17 protein-coding genes are annotated in these 21,109 nt (G+C 55.3%); 2 read left to right on the forward strand and 15 right to left on the reverse strand.

Annotated features, from left to right (window positions below; translation table 11 throughout):
- Positions 1-309: 309 nt before the first annotated feature.
- From G5B47_RS15405 to G5B47_RS15465, 13 genes are all read right to left on the reverse strand, one after another.
- Complete coding sequence (locus G5B47_RS15405; RefSeq protein ID WP_165099701.1) at positions 310-462, reverse strand: hypothetical protein; 153 nt, start codon at positions 460-462, stop codon at positions 310-312.
- Between the two features lie 31 nt (positions 463-493).
- Positions 494-1,657, reverse strand: coding sequence for a DegT/DnrJ/EryC1/StrS family aminotransferase (locus G5B47_RS15410; RefSeq protein ID WP_235957196.1), 1,164 nt, complete (start codon positions 1,655-1,657; stop codon positions 494-496).
- A 5-nt stretch (positions 1,658-1,662) separates the two neighbouring features.
- Entirely contained in the window at positions 1,663-2,277 is a 615-nt protein-coding gene (locus G5B47_RS15415; protein ID WP_025333349.1) for a sugar transferase, read from the reverse strand.
- A 5-nt stretch (positions 2,278-2,282) separates the two neighbouring features.
- Complete coding sequence (locus G5B47_RS15420) at positions 2,283-3,026, reverse strand: glycosyltransferase family 32 protein (protein WP_165099706.1); 744 nt, start codon at positions 3,024-3,026, stop codon at positions 2,283-2,285.
- 12 nt (positions 3,027-3,038) lie between these two features.
- Positions 3,039-4,112, reverse strand: coding sequence for an EpsG family protein (locus G5B47_RS15425; protein ID WP_165099708.1), 1,074 nt, complete (start codon positions 4,110-4,112; stop codon positions 3,039-3,041).
- Positions 4,109-5,056, reverse strand: a complete 948-nt coding sequence (locus tag G5B47_RS15430; RefSeq protein ID WP_165099711.1) for a glycosyltransferase family A protein — start codon at positions 5,054-5,056, stop codon at positions 4,109-4,111. The genes G5B47_RS15425 and G5B47_RS15430 overlap by 4 nt, the downstream gene beginning before the upstream one ends.
- Positions 5,057-5,061: 5 nt before the next feature.
- Positions 5,062-6,180, reverse strand: a complete 1,119-nt coding sequence (locus G5B47_RS15435) for a glycosyltransferase family 1 protein (protein WP_165099714.1) — start codon at positions 6,178-6,180, stop codon at positions 5,062-5,064.
- On the reverse strand, positions 6,071-7,258 hold the full coding sequence (locus tag G5B47_RS15440) for a glycosyltransferase (protein ID WP_165099716.1): 1,188 nt from the start codon (positions 7,256-7,258) through the stop codon (positions 6,071-6,073). The genes G5B47_RS15435 and G5B47_RS15440 overlap by 110 nt, the downstream gene beginning before the upstream one ends.
- The gene (locus tag G5B47_RS15445) at positions 7,221-8,396 is read right to left on the reverse strand and encodes a glycosyltransferase family 4 protein (RefSeq protein ID WP_165099718.1); all 1,176 of its coding nucleotides are present in this window, start codon (positions 8,394-8,396) and stop codon (positions 7,221-7,223) included. The genes G5B47_RS15440 and G5B47_RS15445 overlap by 38 nt, the downstream gene beginning before the upstream one ends.
- A gap of 24 nt (positions 8,397-8,420) precedes the next feature.
- The gene (locus G5B47_RS15450) at positions 8,421-10,265 is read right to left on the reverse strand and encodes a polysaccharide biosynthesis protein (RefSeq protein ID WP_165099720.1); all 1,845 of its coding nucleotides are present in this window, start codon (positions 10,263-10,265) and stop codon (positions 8,421-8,423) included.
- 53 nt (positions 10,266-10,318) lie between these two features.
- On the reverse strand, positions 10,319-10,957 hold the full coding sequence (locus G5B47_RS15455; protein WP_165099723.1) for a CpsD/CapB family tyrosine-protein kinase: 639 nt from the start codon (positions 10,955-10,957) through the stop codon (positions 10,319-10,321).
- Positions 10,958-10,967: 10 nt separating this feature from the next.
- The gene (locus G5B47_RS15460; RefSeq protein WP_165099725.1) at positions 10,968-11,714 is read right to left on the reverse strand and encodes a YveK family protein; all 747 of its coding nucleotides are present in this window, start codon (positions 11,712-11,714) and stop codon (positions 10,968-10,970) included.
- A gap of 203 nt (positions 11,715-11,917) precedes the next feature.
- Positions 11,918-14,056 carry a right-handed parallel beta-helix repeat-containing protein gene (locus G5B47_RS15465; RefSeq protein WP_165099728.1) on the reverse strand — a complete coding sequence of 713 codons (2,139 nt, stop codon included), beginning with the start codon at positions 14,054-14,056 and terminating at the stop codon, positions 11,918-11,920.
- A 257-nt stretch (positions 14,057-14,313) separates the two neighbouring features.
- On the opposite strand from G5B47_RS15465, the gene G5B47_RS15470 reads away from it, so the two are divergent.
- Positions 14,314-18,396 carry an S-layer homology domain-containing protein gene (locus G5B47_RS15470; RefSeq protein WP_165099730.1) on the forward strand — a complete coding sequence of 1,361 codons (4,083 nt, stop codon included), beginning with the start codon at positions 14,314-14,316 and terminating at the stop codon, positions 18,394-18,396.
- A 31-nt stretch (positions 18,397-18,427) separates the two neighbouring features.
- Here G5B47_RS15470 and G5B47_RS15475 read toward each other — a convergent pair whose 3' ends face one another.
- Positions 18,428-18,745, reverse strand: coding sequence for a hypothetical protein (locus G5B47_RS15475; protein WP_165099732.1), 318 nt, complete (start codon positions 18,743-18,745; stop codon positions 18,428-18,430).
- Between the two features lie 299 nt (positions 18,746-19,044).
- On the opposite strand from G5B47_RS15475, the gene G5B47_RS15480 reads away from it, so the two are divergent.
- On the forward strand, positions 19,045-20,748 hold the full coding sequence (locus G5B47_RS15480; protein WP_165099734.1) for an ABC transporter ATP-binding protein: 1,704 nt from the start codon (positions 19,045-19,047) through the stop codon (positions 20,746-20,748).
- Between the two features lie 73 nt (positions 20,749-20,821).
- Here the strand turns inward: G5B47_RS15480 and G5B47_RS25930 are convergent, their stop codons facing one another.
- Positions 20,822-20,956, reverse strand: coding sequence for a hypothetical protein (locus G5B47_RS25930; protein WP_264370891.1), 135 nt, complete (start codon positions 20,954-20,956; stop codon positions 20,822-20,824).
- Positions 20,957-21,109 lie beyond the last annotated feature (153 nt).

Consider the following 21,109-nt stretch of genomic DNA (forward strand, 5'->3'; position numbering starts at 1 on the left):
TAATAGCAGGTATCCCCTCCAGTGAAAGCTCCAAGGCCGGAAAAAGATGTACAATTTCAGGTTTTCAGTGTCATTTGGTTCGTTTGGGTCATTTGGTTCGTTTCATTCATGTGGTTTGTTCGGTCCATCGCACCTCGCTGCTGCTTGTACCGGATACATTTTTGCTCGTTGCTCCGGTTTCCCCAATCCCCACTTCCGTCCGGTACGAACTCCCCTACCGGTCTCTCCCCAGCGGGTTCTGCCCGCCTGGCTGCCGTCCACTATGGCTTCCGCCCATGCGGGATTTAGTCCGTTTCCGGTTTTCACCTGCTACGAATTCCACCCTCCCGGCCTCCGCACAGCGGGTTCTACCCGTCCCTGGCTTCCGTCCGTCAGGCTTCTGCCCATCCCCGCTTCCGTCCACCACCGCTTCCGCCCCTCCCGCCGCCCGCTGCCGATTCGGCCGGTCCCTGCCTGCCGCACAGCAGGTGCCGCCTGAACATCCCCGGCACGGCTAACGGGCAGGATTAGCTACCTTCCCCAGCGAGCGCCAGATGCAGTCGATCACCCGCTGCTGCTGCTCCGCGCTCAGGCTCGATCCGGAAGGAAGGCAAATGCCAGATTGGAACAGGCGCTCGGACACGCACAGCGTCCCGCTGTGCGGATAGAAGCGCGAGCCCGCGAAGACCGGCTGAAGATGCAGCGGCTTCCACAGCGGCCGGGCTTCGATATTGTCAGCGGCAAGCGCCGCAAGCAGGTCGCTGATGTTCACCCCGGCTTCCTCTTCATCAAGGGTGAAGGCGGTCAGCCACCGGTTCGGGCGCGTACTCGGCAGTTCCGGCATGAACTCGATGCCCTTCAGCTCGCCGAAAGCGGCCCTGTAGTTCTCGAACACCGCTCTTCTGGCCTCCACCCGCTCTTCCAGAACCTGAAGCTGGGCCCGGCCCACTCCCGCGAGGAGATTGCTAAGCCGGTAATTGTAGCCCATGACGCTGTGCTGGTAATGCGGCGCCTGGTCCCTTGCCTGCGTCGCCAGAAAGCGCGCTCTGCTTAACGCCTCCTCGTCGTCGGATACGATCATGCCTCCGCCGGAGGTCGTAATAATTTTGTTGCCGTTGAACGAGTAGATGCCGAACTTCCCGAAGGTACCGCTCGCCTTGCCTTCATAGGTGGAGCCGAGCGATTCCGCGGCATCCTCAATCACCGGCACCTCATACCGGTTGCACAGGGCCAAAATCTCCTTCATCCGTGCGCTCTGCCCGTACAGATGAACGACGATGACCGCCTTGGGGAGACGGCCCTCCCGGTCGGCGTCCTCGAAGGCTTTTGTCAGCGCATCGACAGACATGTTCCAGGTCTCCGGCTCCGAATCGATGAAGACCGGCTCGGCCCCGACATACAGCACGGGATTGGCGCTCGCTATGAAGGTAAAGCTGGAGCAGAACACCCGGTCTCCGGGCCCGATATCCAGCAGGCGGAGCGCGATATGAATGGCGGCCGTGCCCGAGCTCAGCGCAGCGGCTCCGAGAGAGCCGGTATATTCGGCAATCTCCCTTTCGAAGGCGTCGACATTGGGGCCGAGCGGGGCAATCCAGTTCGTATCGAACGCTTCATCGATATATAATTGCTCTCGGCCGCTCATATGGGGCGGGGACAGAAAGATCCGTTCTTGTGCCATTTTCATCAACCTCGACTTCCTTCTTCTTTATTCACGCCTCCCTGAAATACGGGCATGGTCACATGATTTCCGCTGCTGATGCCCTCCGATTTGACGACTTTCAGCAGGGTCAAGGCCAGGATTTTCAGATCCAGAGCGAAGCTCCGGTGATCGACATACCACGTATCCAGCTTGAATTTCTCTTCCCAGGAAATGGCGTTTCGTCCGTTCACCTGAGCCCAGCCGGTGATTCCCGGCTTGACCAGATGCCGCCTGGCCTGCTCTTCCGAATACAGCGGCAGATAGCTCATAAGCAGCGGCCTGGGTCCGACGAGGCTGATGTCCCCCTTGACCACATTCCACAGCTGGGGAAGCTCGTCAAGGCTGTATTTGCGGAGAAACTGTCCAAACGGCGTCAGGCGGATATGATCGGACAACAGCTGCCCCGAACCGTCCCGCTCATCCGTCATTGTCCTGAATTTATAGACATGGAACGGATGGCCGTGCAGACCGGGCCTCTGCTGCTTGAACAGAACCGGCGAGCCGAGCTTCAGCCGGACCAGCAGCGCCGTAACCGCGATAACCGGAGAAAACAAGAGCAATACCGTGAGCGACACGGCGAGATCAAACCCTCTTTTCATCCTCTTCACGACCCTTGAGAAAATAATTTTCGCATTCTTGCGATATTGTCCGGACCAACCACCCGGCTGACCGTCCGCTTCACACCGCTCCTGATCCTGACGCGAAGCGGCAGCCAGGACTGGGCGAAATGGTGAATCGTATAGCTGTCCCCGGTCAGATAGCTTCCCCCGTTGATGTAGTCATAAGGGCTGAAGTAGGTCCTTGGAAAAAAGCTCACGCCATTCGCCGTCACCTGATACTTCCCGTTAAGCTCCAAACCGTGCCGCGTGCAAATCCCGCTGATTACCGCTGTGTTCGTCGTCGTATCGGGCGAGCCGTCCGGCAGCAGAAAGCTCCGGGTCTCGTAATAATCCAGAAGCTCCTTGATCCAGGGATGCCCCGCGACCGCGCCCATCGTGCCGGATTGCAGAAAATGCGCGTCCTCGAAGCCCGAGAAAGCCCCCAGCTCCAGAAAACGGTCCAGCGGTCTGATGACCTCAACATCCGTGTCCAGATAGATTCCGCCGTGGTCGTATAAGGCCTGCAGCCGGGCGTAGTCGCTGACAAACGCGTATTTTCGCCGCTCATAGGCTTCCCGCACATACCGGTTCACCGTGACATCGAAGTTGTCCTCGTTCCATTCCACGAACTTATATTCAGGCAGGTGCTTATGCCAGCTTCTGATGCACTTCCTCAGCTTTCCCGGCTTCTCGCCGCGGCCGAACCAGCAGTAGTGGACAACCTTGGGGATTTTCTCCGAAGAATTCATCCGGCTGCCTCCTTAATTGAACCAAGTAATGAAATTGCTTCGATATTCGATGCCGAGCGTAAGCACATTTTCATAAAAGAAATAGGCCAGATACACACCAAGCAGAATCATATAGACCAGCTTTTGATCCTTTTTCCGAAACGCTTTGACGATCCAGGCCACAAGCAAAACCTGATAAAGGTTAAAATATATCGCCAGCCTTGCGAAAATCCAGTTCTGGGTGGAAATCAGCATCAGGACAAAGCCGATCAAAGACATGTTCACGATCACATCGCTATCGGAAAAGATGGCTCTCAGCTTCTGCCTGCCGAGATAAGCGGCCACCAGCGGCAGTCCATAGAAGAGCACCCGCAGCATGTTGGCGCCACCCTCCGAGAACGTTTCATACTTGCCGTAGTTCGTGTCCTTGATCGCCGAGAACAGCAGCTCCGAAAATTGATTGAAGCCAAAGACGATAATAACCGCGACTCCCAGCAGCAGCAGCGTCGACAGGGTCCAGGCCTTCCGGCGGACTAGAAAATAGATGGGAATAAGGACCAGGGCGCTCTGATGAAACAAGGCGGCGAACAGGACAACCGGGAAATACCGCTTCCAGTCCCCCGCAAAAAGATATTTCGAAGCCGCAAAGACGATCGAAGCCGCCAGATACTGCCGGATTCCGTTCATCGAGACAATAAACGAGCCGGAAGTAATATAGATAAACACGCCAAGCTCGAACAGCCGGGCATATTTGTAGAGCACCAGAATAATGAGCATGTTGGTGACGAACGCCGTAATCAGGATCATGTATTGCGGGTTGCTCGTGTACATCTTCAGGATTTTTTGAAAAATATTGAACCCGATGTCGCCCGTCTTCCAGATATACTCCCAGGTAAAATCCACGGTCCGGTAGGTGCGGATATACGTTTCCGTGTCTCCGATATTCTTTCTCAGCCCGGAAATGAGGCAGAACCACAGCGCCGTCAGAATGAACAGCAGACGGTTCGGCCTGACGCCTGCCGGCAGCGCCCCGCTTGGCATCGAGAAGTACCTGGCCGACACCGAGAGCAGGAAAGCAAATGCCAAGTGAATCCATAACACGGTCATTGCGCGTCACGCTCCTGCAGCAGCCTGCCCGGACTCGGCGCTTCCGGTGCGGAGACCGGCGCGGAGCGCTGCGTCCGCCGGATGTACAGGTACAGCAAGAGTCCAAGCGGCGACGCGAGCAGCGTCACTCCCTTGCGGGGCGACTCGGCGACAAACCTGCGGTTCCCCATAATCAGGCTGCTCGACACATAATGAACGGCTTCGCGGAACCGTTCTTTAAACGACGGCGCATACCGCATCGCCACTTTCCGAAAAAAAGCGAAGCCCTGCGGGTTCCTGCGGTATTGGTTCAGCATGTTCAGGCTGGAGCCGTCGGTCCGGTATTCCACATGGCAGAGCACCTCGTTCATAACCAGCAGCGGAAGCTGCTGATCGATCAGCAAGTATTTATACGACAGCGGCACATACCGCTCGCCCGGAAAAACCGGATATGGCGGAACGCCGCTTGTCACCTGCGTGCGGTAGACCAGCTTCTTGTCGCCCTTGACCTTCCATTTGGCGTACAGCCCGTTCAGCGTAGACGCCTTCAGGTTCCCCGGCATTTCCGTCCCGATCACCTCTCCGTCCGGCGAGGCGTCCAGCCCCACGATGCCCGCATAGTCCAGGCTTCCGTGCTCTCTCCAGAACGAAATGATTTTGCCCACCGCATCATCGGCCAAATAATCGTCGGAGTCGATGCATACGTTAAGCTCCGTGTCGATCCGTTCATAGGCGGCGTTATGCGCGCCGTGCATCCCCTGATTGTCCTGGTAGTGGTAGCGGATCGGAACCTTGCCCTCCCGGATCCACCCCTCCACCAGCTCCCGGGTCCGGTCCGTCGAGCCGTCGTCGATAATCAGCCAGACAAAGTCTCGGCACGACTGCCTGATCAGGCTCTGGTAGCATAAATGCAGCGTATGGGCTCTATTGTAGGTTGGAGTAAAGACCGTTAGCGTTGGCGCCATTGTGCTCACCTCTGATTAAGAATCGGCTGACATTCCGTATGGTAAAAAGAAGCCAGCCACTCCGCGGTCTTCGCGGAGTCATACCCGCTCTCGCGAAGCTGCTCCGATGTATCCGCACGCTCGCAGGAGCTGTCCAGAATCTCCCGCGCCCAAGTGTCGGCCGGCTCCTGAAGACCGATGAAACGTACCCGGCCCGTCAAATCCGACTCCCGGGTAATTGAGCTTGAAGCGATGCACCTCAGTCCGGCCGCCTGCGCTTCCACCAGAACGACGGGCAGCCCTTCAAACAAGGACGGGAACAGGAACAGGTCCATGCCCTGCATCAGCCTCGGAATATCCGAACGGACGCCCAGAAAGGCGACATGGTCCTGTAATCCGAGCTGCTTAACTTTTTGCCGGATCGCCGGCTCCAGATAGCCCTCGCCGACCAGAACGAGAAGCGCATTAGGGTTCCGCAGATAAACGCTGTGAAAAATATCAATCAGGAACGTGTGGTTCTTCTGCTCGTTGAACCGCCCGACGTGACCGATAACGAGGCGATCGCCCGCCTGAAGCTCGCTTCTTACCTGCTCGCGGACGCCCGCGTCAAAGGCAAATTCCCGAAGGTTGATTGCGTTATTCATCACGACGAGAGCGCTCTCCCTCGCGCTGCCGAACAGCCAGCGTCCCGCCTTCTTCGAGCAGGCAAAGTACCGGTTCGGATTATCCTTCATCACCGCTTTGGCGTATACGCGGAAGGGAAATTTCAGATCCAGCTTCAGATCGCTAAGGTGGCTGTGGGCGATCCGGCACGGAATCCCGGCTCTTTTGGCCGCCCTCAGCACAAAGCTGCTGTTCTCGTTGATGTGGGAATGGACCACCCGGTATTCCGGGTGCACGTTAAAGAATTCCCTCAGCCTTCCAAAATACCGCCGGTAATTCCCCGGCTTGATCGGCGGCATCCGGTAGATGACTCCGCCCATGGCCTCGATTTCATCGTCGTAATGCCCCCTTTCCTCCCGGTGCACCATAAAATCAAACTGAATATCGCCCTGGTCCATCTGGCGATAGTAGTTCATGAGCATCGTTTCCAGTCCGCCCCTGTTCATGACGGTGACGACCTGAAGAATTCGAACGGGACCCATTGTCCGCACCTCCCGTCTTCCTCATTCGCAATCGGTTGATCGCGATCAGCATGAGATACATTCCTGCAGCCATTTTCCATTTCCCCATCAGGAAGAAGATTTTCCAGGCCCCCGCGCAGTACCGTAATTCAAATCCGTCAAAGGAGGCGGCGACGTCGGGCTTTGCAACCAGCGCGCGAATCTCTCTGATTTTGCCGAATGCCGAAGCCGTGTTGTCCTCGCTAATGATATTGAGGCCGAGCCCCAGCGTATTAACACAGATCCGGTTATGCAGCGCCGCCGTATATTCCTCTGGCAGCCCGCGCTCGCGGATATAGGCTTCCATGTGTGCGTACAGATTGTTGAATTTGCTCTCCAGCAAAGGGTTATGGCGTGAGGTGATGGAGGAACCGTTGGCCTTCCAGTAGTGATAGAACGGGCGGCCCAGAAAAACGAAGGAACGGGCATGGTGGCATACCTGGATGTTAAAGAGCGAATCCTCGTTGGTGCCGATCGTTTTAAGGTCGATAAAAGAGGCGGCCGCCCTCTTGATCAAATCCGTACGGTACAGCTTCCCCCATACTGTGCCCCAGGCGTCCAGATATTCGGGCTCCGCCAATTCCTCTCTCAGCGGACCGAACAGCCGCCTTGTAATCCGGTCCTGGACGTCTTGGTGACGGTATACCTTCATGTCCGGAAGCGGAAAGATTTTCTCTTTCGCATGCGTTCCGAATTCGCGCATATACGTGCACATGACGATATCCGCTTCTTCCCCCTCCGCCGCTTCGAACATCTCCATGAACATCTCGCGCTCGACCCAATCATCCGGATCGACAAAGGCGATGTACCTTCCTCTTGCGCGGCCGATCCCTTCATTGCGGGCGGAAGATACGCCGCCGTTGTCCCGGGTGACCGGAACGATTCGGCTGTCCCGGCCGGCATACTGCAGGAGGATGGAGAGGCTGCCGTCCGCCGATCCGTCATTGACGGCGATAATCTCCAGATCACTGAAGGTTTGGTTCAGCAGACTGTCCAGGCAGCGCGGCAAATAGGCCTCCATATTATATATGGGCACGATAACGCTGATTTCCGGTTTCATCGCTCTCCTCCTCCCGCATATGCCCTATGTAGATGGAGCTCAGCTCCCTGACGACCGACTTCAGCTGATACGTCTGGACAAGCTCCAGACTCTTGTTCCCCATCAGGCTCCGCAGACCGGCGGACAGGCTGAGCTCAAACATATATGCCGCCAGCCTGTCTTCCTGCCCGGGACCGGGCTCCACAAGATACCCGTTCTCCCCGGGCTTCACAAGCTCCGCATGTCCCCGGTTTCTTGTGGCGATAATGGGGAGTCCGCAGGCCATCGCCTCCATAATATTGACCGGCAGCCCCTCCCGCAGGCTTGAGGAAACCGCCGCGTCGCACAAGGGCAGCAGCCGGTCGATGTCTCGCCGGTAGCCGAGAAACTCGACCCGGCCGGCGACTCCAAGCTCCGCCGCCAGTTGGCGGCACGGCTCCTGAAGCGGACCCTCCCCCGCGAGCAGCAGCCTGATTTCGGCTCCTTGATCCTGAGCCCGGGCCAACGCGCGGATAAGGAGCTGATGGTTCTTGTTGCCGTTGAACTCCCCGGCATAGAACATCAGCACGTCCTCCGCTGCGTAGGGGGATTGCTGCCGGAGCCTGAGCTTTTCGGCAGGGGCGGCGGGCCTGAATTTGTCGGTATCCACGCCTACGCCGTGCACATGCTCGATCACCCCGGCTTTGAACCTCCGTCCCGCAGCCAGCCGGTAATCTTCTTCATTGATGGTAATCAGACAGTCCGTCAGCCGCGACAGGCCCCTCTCGACCGGATAATAGAGCAGCCAGCTCGCAAGCGAAGAACCCTTGCAGAAATGAAAGCCATGGGCGGTGTACAGCATCCGGGTTCCCTTCTTGCGCGAACCCGCCGCGGCCAGACGGGCCAGAACCCCGCCCATCGGCGTATGCGCATGAATCAGGTCATATTCGTTGGTCCTCATAATTTCCTTCAGCTCGCGGTAAGCCGCCCAATTCCCGCCGCGCAGCGGAGAGCGTTCAATGGGGATATTGAACTTCCTGTCGGTGAAAGGCAGATCAAGCTCGCCGCGCGCCGCGACATGAACCTCCCAGCCCCGCTGTTTAAACCATTCCATGACAGGCAGATGAAAGGCTCTGAAATGAAAGTCGACGGTCGCGCAAAACAACACTTTTCGGGACATGGGCGGCCTTCCTTTCCTTGGCGTCTACACAACCGTCGCTTTCTTCACAGGAACCTTCTCAAAGCGGTTGTTGGCGATATCCAGCAGCAGGCTTCTCAGCTCTTCGATGGACAGCGAATCATAGACTTGGAGCAGGTGATTGATGGCTTCAAAGTTCACTTCATATGACTTGCCGACATAAATCTTGGGGTAGACCTGCACATCATGAACCTCCGTATCTCTCAGAAGCTCCTCGTACAGCTTCTCTCCCGGTCTCATGCCGGTGAATTCGATGCCGATTTCCTGGGCGGAGTAGCCCGACATGCGGATGAGATTTTTGGCCAAATCGACAATCTTGACCGGCTCTCCCATATCCAGCACGAAGATCTCTCCCCCGCGCGCCAGCGCGCCCGCCTGTATGACCAGCCGCGACGCCTCGGGAATCGTCATGAAATACCGGACCATATCCGGATGGGTAACGGTCACCGGCCCGCCCTGTTCAATCTGTTTCCGGAACAGCGGGATGACGCTGCCGCGGCTTCCCAGCACATTTCCGAACCGGACGGCGACAAACTTGGTTGCGCTGAACCGGTCCATATGCTGGATAATCATCTCGGCGATCCGTTTGGTCGATCCCATGACGCTGGTCGGATTGACCGCTTTGTCCGTGGAGATCATGACAAACGTTCCCACTCCCGTCAGGCTCGACGCCTCGGCGATATTCATCGTGCCGATAATGTTGTTCTTGACCGCTTCCTCGGGATTGCGCTGCATCAGCGGCACATGCTTGTGGGCGGCGGCGTGATAGACAACATCCGGCTGATGAAATTTCATCAGGGTCATAATTTTGCTCTCATCCTGCAGATCCGCAATCTCGGTATAGAATTGGATGCCCGAGTCCCGGAACATCGCTTTGAGCTCGATTTCAATCGTGTAGATGCTGTTCTCCCCATGGCCGAGCAGCACCAGCTTTTTGGGCTTGAATCTGGAGATCTGCCTGCATACCTCCGAACCGATGGAACCGCCCGCTCCCGTGACAAGCACAACCTTGCCCGTTACATACCCGGAAATACTGTCAAGATCCAGGCGCACCGGCTCTCTGCCGAGCAGGTCCTCGACCTGAACGTCCCGGAACTGGCTGACCGCCACTTTGCCGCTCGCAATGTCCTCAAGCATCGGAATCGTCTGGGTCTTGGAAGAGGTCTTGGCGCATTCTTCGTAAATCGCCTTCAGCCGGGTTTTGGGCAGGGAAGGAATGGCGATGACGATATGCTCCACTTGATACCGCCCCGCTACGTATTCAATATCCTTGATTCGGCCGGCAACGGGAATCCCCATAATATCAAGGCCAAGCTTGCTCAAATGATCGTCAACAAAAGCGACCGGTTTCAGCTCCTTATCTGCTCCGGACAGAAGCTGCCTGGCAACCATGGTTCCGGCCGACCCTGCGCCGATGATCAGCGTCCGTTTAGCGCCGTCCGGCGCGCTGCCCGTCTCCTGCTTGGCATGTGCGGTTCTGAGCACCCGCCAGCAAAACCGCGATCCGCCGATCAGCATCATATGAAGCATCCAGGTGACCAGCAGCAGCCGGTACTGAACGTCGTACGAGAAGACGAACTGTACGGTGGCCGCCGCAAGCAAGGAGAAGGACACCACCTTCGCAATGAGTAGGCTTTCTTCAACGCCGGCATATTTCCAGGCTTTGCGGTAGAGATGGTACACAAAAGCGAAGATGTGATGACTGAGGAGCAATGTGACCGAACTGATAATCACCGGATATGTAAAGACGTCTAGAGTAGCGTTAACCAGAAAGCTGCTTGCGAAGATGGCCGTCAGCACAATAAACGAATCCACCACAATTAAAACGGATAGCCGATGCTTATAAAACAACGTTCACCCAACTCCTTCCTGAAAAGAAATGAACTGCGCATTCGTCCCTGTTCCTAACTCCGGTTAAGCACGGTGCCCAAGAGGTTCACCTTTCCAAAATCGAGCAGACGCTTCGCTTCAATGGCTTTCTTCTGCTGCGTCTTTCCGCTGCGCAGAACGAGCACAGCTCCATCGCATCGGCCTGCCAGCGCGATCGCGTCGGGCGTATCGAGTACCGCCGGGCTGTCGATCAGGATGACCGTATACTTGGCTTTGGCCCGCTCCAATAGCTCCTCCATCGCCAGGGAGTCCAGCAGATCGGCCGTTCCCGGCATGGGCGACCCGCCGGGAATGACGGCCAGCCCCTCAATGCTCGTCGGATACACGATTTCGTTAAAATCAATCCCGGTAGCCAGCCCGTCGGAGAGTCCGGGCCATTGCTTGATGCCGAACACCTGGTTCAGAACCGGGTTCCTGACATTGCCATCCACAAGCAGCACTTGATCCCCCCGCTGGGCGAAGCTTACCGCCAGGTTTGCGGCCGAGGTCGATTTCCCTTCCCCTGGCGAAGGAGAGGTAATGACCAGCGACAGCCGCTCTTTTTTCCCCGATGCTATCCGAATGTTGTTCCGTATCCTTCTGTACTGCTCGGAAGCCGCCGCGGCGGGAATGTGATGGACGAGAAGACAGCCGTACGCCGCACGCGAATCCAACTTTCTCTCCCTATGAGCCAATAGCCTCACCCCGTATATACTCATTTTTTCTTCGGGAATTGCCCGAGAAGTTCTTACGCTGGAATTTGGAGACCTGACCCAATGAATCTACGCCAAGTATCCGTTCAATGTCTTCCTCGGAGCGCAGGGTGTCGTCCAGCGAATCCAGCAGGAAGGCCAGCCCCAAACCAATGACAAGACCGGCGAATAGCCCCACCTTCAGCGCACGGTCGCTCGGCGGATTAATCGGTGCAGGATTCGGAGATTTGGCCGCTTCCGTAAGCATATTGATTCCGGTAAAGCCCATGCGCTTGTTTACTTCATCGGCGAACACGCGAACGACGGCATTGGCGAGCTGCGGCGCGACCGCAGGGTCGGGGTCAACAACTGAAATGAGCGTAATGATGGAATTGTCTACACTGTCCACGCTGATCTGGCCGCGCAGGCCTTCAGGCGATCTCGGGATACCGGTCTCCCGGATCACACGTTCCAGAACAACCGGTTCCCGAATGAATACTTTGATTGTGCTGAGCTGCTCGGGTGTAGTTGCGGGAATCATGATTCTTGCCGAAGAAGAGTACAGGGGCACTTCCGGCTGTGAGCTGTACAGCCCCCCCAGCACGGCAAAAAGGAGGGTTGGCAGGAGAATAATCCATATTCTCCGTTTGATGACTAAAGCCCATTCTTTCAAGTTGATTTCCTTGACCGGGGCTCTCGCTGGAGGTTCTTTTTCGTATGCCGTGTTCTCATCTTCCATGTTCTCACCCACTTTAAAGAGTAACGTAATAAAGAACGTTGTGCGTTAATTTTAGTTCTTTATATAGAACGTGTCAACTATTATCCCCTTATTTTCGGTGATTTTGTTTGTTATAAAGATCAGTACCTGTTCGTTCATGCGTACCAAAAAAAGCGGCTTCCACTCATCACAGGAATGACAAATGGAGCCGCTTCTTCGCCCGGTCAATATTTAAGCTGCTTCAATATATTGTTATTGACTCTATCATTCGCTTTTAAAGAGAGACGCGCATTAACTAGGATATTGCCTTCGATTTGATAGGGAGGCGCCTTTATTCCGGCATACTCCGTCGAGATCCCTACGGCCTGCAGGTTGCTCGTAATCTTGTTCTTCCGGATTACCGCGCCCAGCACATCATACGGTTCGTTCCGCTTCCAATAATCACCTATTTTGATCAACTCCGTGCCCTTGGAAGTCAGATGCTCCGCGTTCACCGCATTGTTCTCCACGAGGACGCTCTGCGCCGCTTGAATGCTGACAGCCTGCATGTTGCCCGGCAGCTCGAAGGTAGAATTCTTCACGGCCAGCTTTAACTGCTTGTTCTCGGCGTACAGCGTGCCCGCCCCGTCCGCATTCCCTCTAAACGTGCAGCCGTCAAACACGTACTCTCCGGCCAAGACGGCTGAAAGAGTCCCGAATTTCCCGCTTTCCGCCGCCTCGAAGCGGCTGTTCTTGTAGATTCCCGGCGGCAGGGACAGCCCGTAAGCGGCATTGTAGCCAATCACCTTCAACTGATCGAACACGCTTCCCGGGGCGGCGTTCCCCGAAACACTACGCAAAGAGGGCTCGCCGGTAATCGTAACATTGCTGAGGCGCACCGGCTGATTGTTAACGCTAAGCCCTGCATCCACTTTTTGCGTAATGGCGATGTCGACATTGGACACCTTGATTCCGAACGCCTGTTTCGCGCTTAAAGCAAGTGTGCCGTTCGTAATCTTCATTCCATCAATCACAATATTCGGCCCTTCGAAAAAGGTGACGGAATCGTTCATGCTGTTATTTTGCAGGGTCGCATCCCGGTAAGCATAAATGCGCGTACCATCAAATTGGTTGCCAGAAATCCAGGCGCCGCGAAACGGCTCGGATACCGCAAGTCCAATGGCTCCCCTGGAGGCAAAATGATTCCCGTCCACCCAGGCGTTCCGCCCGTCGTACAGAATGGCGTCATAGGCGGCGTTGTTGTAGAACTGATTGTTCCTGATCGTGATGTTAGTGTTAAGATTGCCGTTCTCCCCGTATCCGCCCTCCACATCGACGCCGGACTGCGGGGCCGTTCCCTTGATATCGTGGAGCAGATTTCCGGTAATCAGCACATTGTCGGCCCCGCCGACCGTGATCCCCTGGCGGCGGTTGAACGCGGACTCCGAGTTTCGTACCGTAATGTTCCGGCTGACGACCCGGTTCCACACCTCCAGATAGCCGCCCTTGGAGGACGCCTGATTCAGCACAAGATGACAATAGGCGGCTCCGGGCGGAATGGCGATTTGATCGCGGGCCTTGGCCGACATTTTCTTGATGAACTTGCCGCCGCTTTGGTAGAAATAGACTTCAAATGTATATGGCAGCTTTTTGACGTTTGAGATTTCGATAGTTTTTTCCGTTTGAAGAATGGGAGCGGTCAGCGGAATTGGCGTCTGGGTGCGGATTTTGTTCTTGTTGTTCACGGCCTGGCCTTTGGCGCCCAGCGCTCCGGAAACAAATCCTTTCTCATACAGGTCTTTAATCAACGTGCCAACGCCGCCGATCGTCATCCCGTCACCGGTAAAATTAACGGTCTTGACGCCGTCGACCACAACATTGGACGCTCCCTCCATCAAAATGCCGTATCCGTTCTCGTGCGTCCCCGCGCTGTGACGGTTGTCCTTCTTGGAGAAATCATGCCGGTCCTTGTCACCGCTGTAGGTTCCGCCCTTTAAGGTAACATTGTCCACACCGTAGCCAAGATACATCGTTTCGTACCGCTCTTTTCCGTTGGCTTCCTTCTGCAGCACGGCGTCATCCGGCAACACAAACGTCATATCGCTGACCATGTTAATGCGGCTGTCCTTATCAATCAGGTAGGTGCCGGACGGCAGCGTTACAGCTTGAACCCCGCTCTTATGCAGCGTGCTTAAAGCCGCGTTGATGCCTTTGGTCGTTTCCGCCGGATGGGTTCCGTCATTGTAAATCTGCCACTTGGACAGCTCGATCATCACCGGAGGCTGCGGTTCGGATGAATCCTGACCATAGATCTGGGGCGGCCCCCCCGAAAGCAGCAGCAAAACAAACAAAGGCAGAAGAAATCTCCATAAAGCTTTGCTCATTCCCATTTCGTCCTCCCGCTTCAAGATTCAATGTCTATATCAAACGTTCTTTAAAACGAACTATGCTATTTTAGACTATCACGTTTTTTTTCGAATGGAAAGGCTTAAGTCCCACTCCGCAAAAACGGTTCTTTAGACCTGCCCTTTTTCCTCCAAATCTCCTGTTTTCCGTCTTCAATCCTTTATAGCGAATTCCGATAAACTATGTCAGGCAACAATTCCGATTACAAATTACCTCAACAGAAGGGATAATCCGCATGAAAAAAATAGCAGGAACTCTCACATTGCTTCTGATCGCCGCCCTGCTCACGCCAAGCTTTCCCCGGGCGGAGGCAGCCGGTCCGGCGTTGTTCTCTGACATTTCGTCCAAGCACTGGGCGCAAAAAGAGATCTACCGCCTGAAAGATGAGCAGCTGGTCGGCGGGTACAACGATGGAACCTTCCGTCCGGACAATCCGATCACCCGGGCCGAAGCCGTCAAAATCATCGTTCAGGCAAGTCAGCTTGACATCGACCCGAATGATGGCGTTCCGCAGGCGATTTCCGATGTGACGCCGGCCTATTGGGCCTATCCGTACATCGAAGCCGCGAAGAAGTCCAATCTCATCACCGGCTATATGGACGGCTCGTTCCGTCCCGGCGAGACGCTGACCCGGGCCGACAGCGCCGTGCTTCTCGCGCGCGCCTTCGATCTGAACAGCCAGGGGGCGAATGATGCGGCCCTCGCCTCCGACGTCGGCAACCACTGGGCGGCTTCGTCCATCGACAAGCTCTTAACGAACGGCATCGCAGTCGGAGACGAGAACGGCAAATTCCAGCCGTCCAAAAAGGTAACCCGCTCCGAATTCGCGGCCCTGCTCGCAAGAACGCTCTACCAGGATCTGCGGTACGGAGACGCCGGATTACAAGAGGCATCGGCTGCTTCCAGCCCGTCCGCTTCGCCGGAAGGCGTATCCGCGAGCGAGCCTTCCGCCGCTGTTGCGATGGCCGCCATTGGCGGCGGCGGAACCGGAGGCGGGGGTGCTTCGGCTCCTTCGGCTGAACCGTCCCTTGAACCGACCGTAGCCCCGTCGCCCGGTACGACGCCCGGACCCGTGCCGACGCCGACTCCCGCGCCGACAGCCACGCGGACGCCTGCACCGACACTGACACCGGCGCCTGCGCCAACACCGACACCGACACCGGCGCCTGCGCCAACACCGACACCGACACCGGCGCCTGCGCCAACACCTACGCCAACACCTGCGTCCAGCCCAACGACTGTGCTGCAGGAAGTGTACGGCTTGAAGCCGCTCAGCGGTCCGACCAGCCTGTCCTTTACCTGGACCAATCCGGCTTATGCCGATTTTAAAGCTGTTAACATTTATAAAGAAGGCAGCCTGAAGGTATCAACGGCTGATAGATTCTATCAGGAGACCGGTCTGGTTCCCGGCACAACCTATCATTATGTACTCAAAACCGTTAACCGGGACGGCCTGGAGTCCGCAGGCACCAAATTAAGCGTGACGACGGCCACTGCCAGTCTCCCATCCCCTCCAGCAGGACTGTCCGCCTCCGCTACGGACAGCGCGGCGCTGTTAAATTGGACGGAGAGCGGCGAGAGCGGCATTATCGGCTACAATATCTATGTGGACGGCTTAAAGAACAATACCGATACGGTAACCGGCGTCACCTACAAGTTGAACGGATTGAAGAATGGCCAAACCTATAAGATGTATGTGACCGCTGTGAATGACGCCCTGCTGGAATCGAAGCCCTCCATCACAGTATCGGTCACACCGCTGGCTCCGGATTACGTGGAGCCCGAAGAAATCAGCGGGCTGACTGCTGTGGACGATGGCACATCGGTAACGCTGACCTGGAATAATCCCGTCTCTCCGGGCTTTGACCGGGTGGATATTTACCTGGGCGGCGTGCTGATCGGCTCTTCGAAGGACGGCAGATTCAAGGCGGAAGGACTATCCGGGGCGACTGAATATTCCTTCACGCTCAAAACGGTCTATACGGTTGTGAAGACTTCAAGCGGCATTGATCTTTCCATCCGGACGAAAGACATTACCCCGCCGGCCGTTCCCGCGGAGGTAACTGCGACAGGCGGTCCAAGCAAAGTTTCCGTCTCCTGGGCGGCCGGCAAGGAAAGCGATCTGGCCGGATACAACGTCTATGTGAACGGGCAAAAAAAGAATGCCGCGCCGCTCGCGCAGAACTTTTACGAGGCGAAAGGGCTGGATTTCGGCGTCACGTACAGCATTCAGGTCGAAGCCGTTGACACCAGCGGCAACCGCTCGCCCCTGAGCGCGCCCGTGACGGCCTCTCCCACGCACTATCTGATTGAACTGGCACGCTGGGGAATCTATAACGACGGCACGCATCCGGTGGAGACCGTCAAGGGCATTAACAACGCCTTGGTCTGGGCCCGCCAGAACGGTATTACCGCAACTACGCTTCCGGCCGGAACCTATCTTATTGACAAGGCGAGCCGGATCAACATGGTCGGCGATATGCTGTTCGATCTGCCGATGGATGCCGTCCTGCAGAAAGAAACCAACGGCAAGGAACGTTACGATGTCATGTATGTCGGGTACGGCGCCAACAATGTAACGCTTCGCGGCGGAACCTACCTTGGCGACAAGCTGACCCACGACTATTCCCAGAGAGACCCTTATAATACGGGTACTCACGAAGGCGGATACGGCATATTCGTCGAAGGCGCCAAGAACACGACGATAGATGGAGTCAAAGCGATGAATTTCACCGGCGACGGGCTGGTGCTTGGCGGCTTTGGCACCATGTTCAAGGATCTGTACGCCGCCAGCTTTGTGTCCGGCGGAATCAGCGCAACCGGCCAGCCGGTCAGCGACAGCGCCAAGGTCCGGACCAAAGACGGCATTTATTTTAGCCACGCCATCTTCAAGACCGAGCGGACCTTCGAAATATCCAATATCGCCAATTTGCCCGTCAGCTTCACCGTGTATTTCTATCGCGCGGACGGTTCCTTCATCAAGAATCAGCAAGCTATAGCCAGAGAAATCATGACAATACCGGATGGCGCGGCTTACTTCCACCTTGTCTTCAATAAAGCCGCGTCCACCGGAGCTTATCTGGAAGCCTGGAACCGGACTGTCACCCAGAATGCGGTCGTTAAGAACTCCGAGTTCGCCTTTAACCGCCGCCAGGGCATTACGGTCGGCGGGGCCGACAATGCGCTGATTATAAACAACGTCCTGCATGATATGAAAGGCATCGCGCCCCAATCGGGGATTGACGTTGAAGGCGGATATGGCGAGAATGGAAACCTGAACACCAATATTTTCATTAAAAACAACGAATTCTATAATAATGCGGTTTATGACGTTATCCTGTATGACGGGCATGACGCAACCGTTGAGGGCAACCATCTCGCTTCCAAAGGCATCATCGGCCTTGCCATATCCGAGCCGTTTAAGAACGCCAAGATCGTTAACAATCATTTTGACGGAACCCGGATCATGGCCTATCACGACGCCACTTTCCTTAACAACCGAATGAATGATTCCGGCACCTTCTTCCAAGGGCCCAATATCATCATCGACGGTATGGAGATCACCAACGGGAAGCTGTCCGTCAGCGCCAAGAATCCGAAAGGCATCAAAGTTTCCAATGTGAATATCCGGATTACCAAGAAGGTGGACGCGGGCTTTGCCCTAAGCGGAGAAGCCATTGACGTGTCCAACGTGACCATAACCGGGGAAGCCGCACTGGCCAGCTTCAACGGCAGCCCGAAACCGGGATCAACCTTCGAGAATATCAAAGTGCTCGGATTCAACTCCGCGCAAGGCATGACTTTACCGCAGGGAACGTACACGAGTTCTGTATTTAAAGCGGCGGACGGCAGCCGGTTCGGTTCCCCCATAGTTGCGAATGGCGTTTACAGCTTCGATAATTGCACCTTTACCTCTAACACCACCGGCAACACCGCCCTTATCGCAAGCCATGCCAATCTGGATCTGAAGATCACGAACTCCAAGTTCAACGTCAACGGGGATGCTTCAGCCATTACGGTTGAAACGGCCAACCGGGTCGTGCTCGAAAATAATACGGTGACGGCCATGAAGCTGGCCCGGACTTCGGTCGAATTGATCAAAATCAACGACTACTGGAAACGTAACGATCCCGCCGATGTCTTCAACGTCTCGATTATCGGCAATACAGTGTCCTCCAACATCGCCGCCATAGGCATTTCCACCATCTATGCGGGTGTAAATGCGCCGCCGTATACCGTCAAGAACAATATTCTGAATAAAGCCATACTTGCTCTGAAGAGCAATGACGTGCAGAGCGGCAATATCCTGAATAAGTAAAAAAAATGGCCCGGGGCATCCCGGGCCATTCTCATTTATAACTGTAATACTTTTTCCATAGCTTGTAGGAATCATGCTGATTGTCCTCCCACCAATCCTTTTCATCATCGCAGTCCCTGCCTTTTAGCCAACTGAACCAATTGCCGGATGTGTTGCTGCCGCTGTGGGACGTTGTTGCTTCCTTGTCAAACCAGGAGGCAATCACGTTGGTCAGTGAGGATAAAAAGGAGGTCGCATAAGAAGAGGAATACTTCGCTTCTGCCGGGCCGGAGGATGCATAGGCAGAGGCTGGCAGCATAATCGCGCTGGCGAGCAGCACAATCAGCGTTAGCCGTGTGTATTTCTTCATACACGTTACCATACTTCCAGGTCCTCTCTTTCACATAGTCTAAATTAACTACAAAGTGGTTCTTTATAAAGAATATTATGGAATCCGGAATTTGTAAATACATAACATAAGAGCAATCCGCCAAGCCGTAAAATCTCACACTTGATTTTTGATTGATCTTTGATAGACTTCACCTTAAGACCAGAGACATATTCCAAGTATTTACTTCCAGATGTTTTTTACAGCGAACGAACCCACACTTTAGTCCCTGCTTTACCCGTAACTATTTCCAGTAATCCGGCAGATTGGGGAGATTACGCATGAACAAACTCAGGCATCTCTTTAACACCGATATTTACCGCTGGCTGACGCAGTGCATGAAGGGAAAATGGGGTGCGCTGTCTGGGATCATCCTTTTAAATGTCGTCATTTCCCTGAGCGGCGCGGCCCTCGCCGTCGCCTCCAAGCAGGTCATCGATCATGCCGTACAGAGCAGCATGCGCCTAAGCGGAGTCTACGCCATAGCATTCGCCTTGATTCTGATTCTCCAGCTGGGCCTTTCCTCCTTGCTGACCCTGAGAACCGTTAGACTGAGAGAGACGGTAGCCAATGATTTGCAGCTTCGCTTTATGGACCGGCTATACCGGACGGAGTGGAGCGCTGCCGGTAAATACCACAGCGGCGATCTGCTGACCCATCTGACAAGCGATGCCGCCAATGTTACCGACGGATTGATCAATACCCTGCCGAACATCATCGCCTTGATTGTCCAGTTCGCGGCCGCCTTCCTTACACTGCTCTATTTTGACAAAACGCTGGCGCTGTTTGCCTTCGTGCTCGGCCCTGTATCCGTACTCATTAGTTGGTATATCGGCCGCAAGCTGAAGAGGATGCAGCATCAGATCCAGTCCGCCGAAAGCCGCTATCGTTCCCTGCTGCATGAATGCATCCAGAACCTGCTGATTGTCAAAACGTTCGAGAATGAACAAAACAGTCTGGAGAAGGTGCAGGCTTCCCAGCAGAACCGATTGTTCTGGATACTGAAACGCACGCGCTTTAACGCGGCGGCCGACCTGACCATGGGAATCGGCTACCGGCTCGGCTTCTTCCTTGCCTTCATCTGGGGCGCATTCCGCATTTCCACCGGGGCCGCGAGCTTCGGGATGTTTACCGCGTTCTTGCAGCTTGTCGGGCAGATTCAGGGACCTCTTGAAGGTCTGGCCCGCACGTTCCCGGTCCTCATCGCCATGATCACCTCGGCGGAGCGGCTGATCGTATTTCAACAGCTGCAGCCGGAAGCCAAAAAAGAGGCTCCTTCGTCTGTTGACGAGGAAAGCCTGTCCGAACTGCGCATGGAGCATGTCGCCTACAGCTATGAATCGAGCAAGCCGATTCTTACCGACGTTAACCTTCGCATAAAGCCCGGCGAGCTTGTCGCCCTGATCGGGACCTCGGGAGAAGGCAAAACCACGCTGCTCCGGCTTCTGCTGGCATTGCTCGAACCGCAAAGCGGAAACATCAGCATCATCGGCAAGAGCCGCGAACCCCTCCGTCTTTCGGCGGATACAAGGTCTTATTTTTCCTATGTGCCGCAAGGCAACACGCTGTTCTCCGGCACGATCGAAGGCAATCTGCGGATTGGCAATCCTGCGGCCACCGATGAGGAAATCCGTGCCGCCCTTGACACAGCCTGTGCTTCGAGCTTTATAGAGAAGCTTCCGCACGGCATTCATACGGTTATCGGCGAGCACGGCTCGGGCTTATCCGAAGGCCAGGCCCAGCGCATCGCCATTGCCCGCGCCCTGCTGCGGCCGGCGCCGATCCTCCTGCTCGACGAGGCGACATCGGCCCTGGATATGGATACGGAGTGGGCGGTCCTGCAAAATATCCGGAATGCCGAGCCTCCGAGAACATGCATCGCCATCACGCACCGCTTGTCCGTATTTGATGTCTGCGACCATATTTACCGGCTGTCCGGCGGCGTTTTATATGAACAAAAAGAGCTTGTCACTCAAAGCAAGTGACAAGCTCTTCCTATCAACATTAAAGGAGACCTCAAACCTTAAACCGTTTGAGGTCTCCTTCGTTTAAAATCAATTAGCTGAAAGAGTAAAAAATATGCGTTCCGTCCGTCCAGGTGGCGTCAACCTTAGGGGTAATTTTCGTGCCATACTCAGTGCCGCTCACCTTCAGTTCCTTCACTTCTGGCTTTTCCCACACCTTTTTAATCATATACTCCACCTCCTGATATTTAAATATCGCCATTGCCCCGCATATTCCCTGTTAACCTCGATGTCACTGGCAATATTTGATATTACAATACAATAGATAATTCGAAAAATCAAGAATTTTCGGACGTTATTGCGAACGATCTTGGCATAGCCG

This window comes from Paenibacillus apii (assembly GCF_011043685.1).
Classification (GTDB): domain Bacteria; phylum Bacillota; class Bacilli; order Paenibacillales; family Paenibacillaceae; genus Paenibacillus_AQ; species Paenibacillus_AQ sabinae.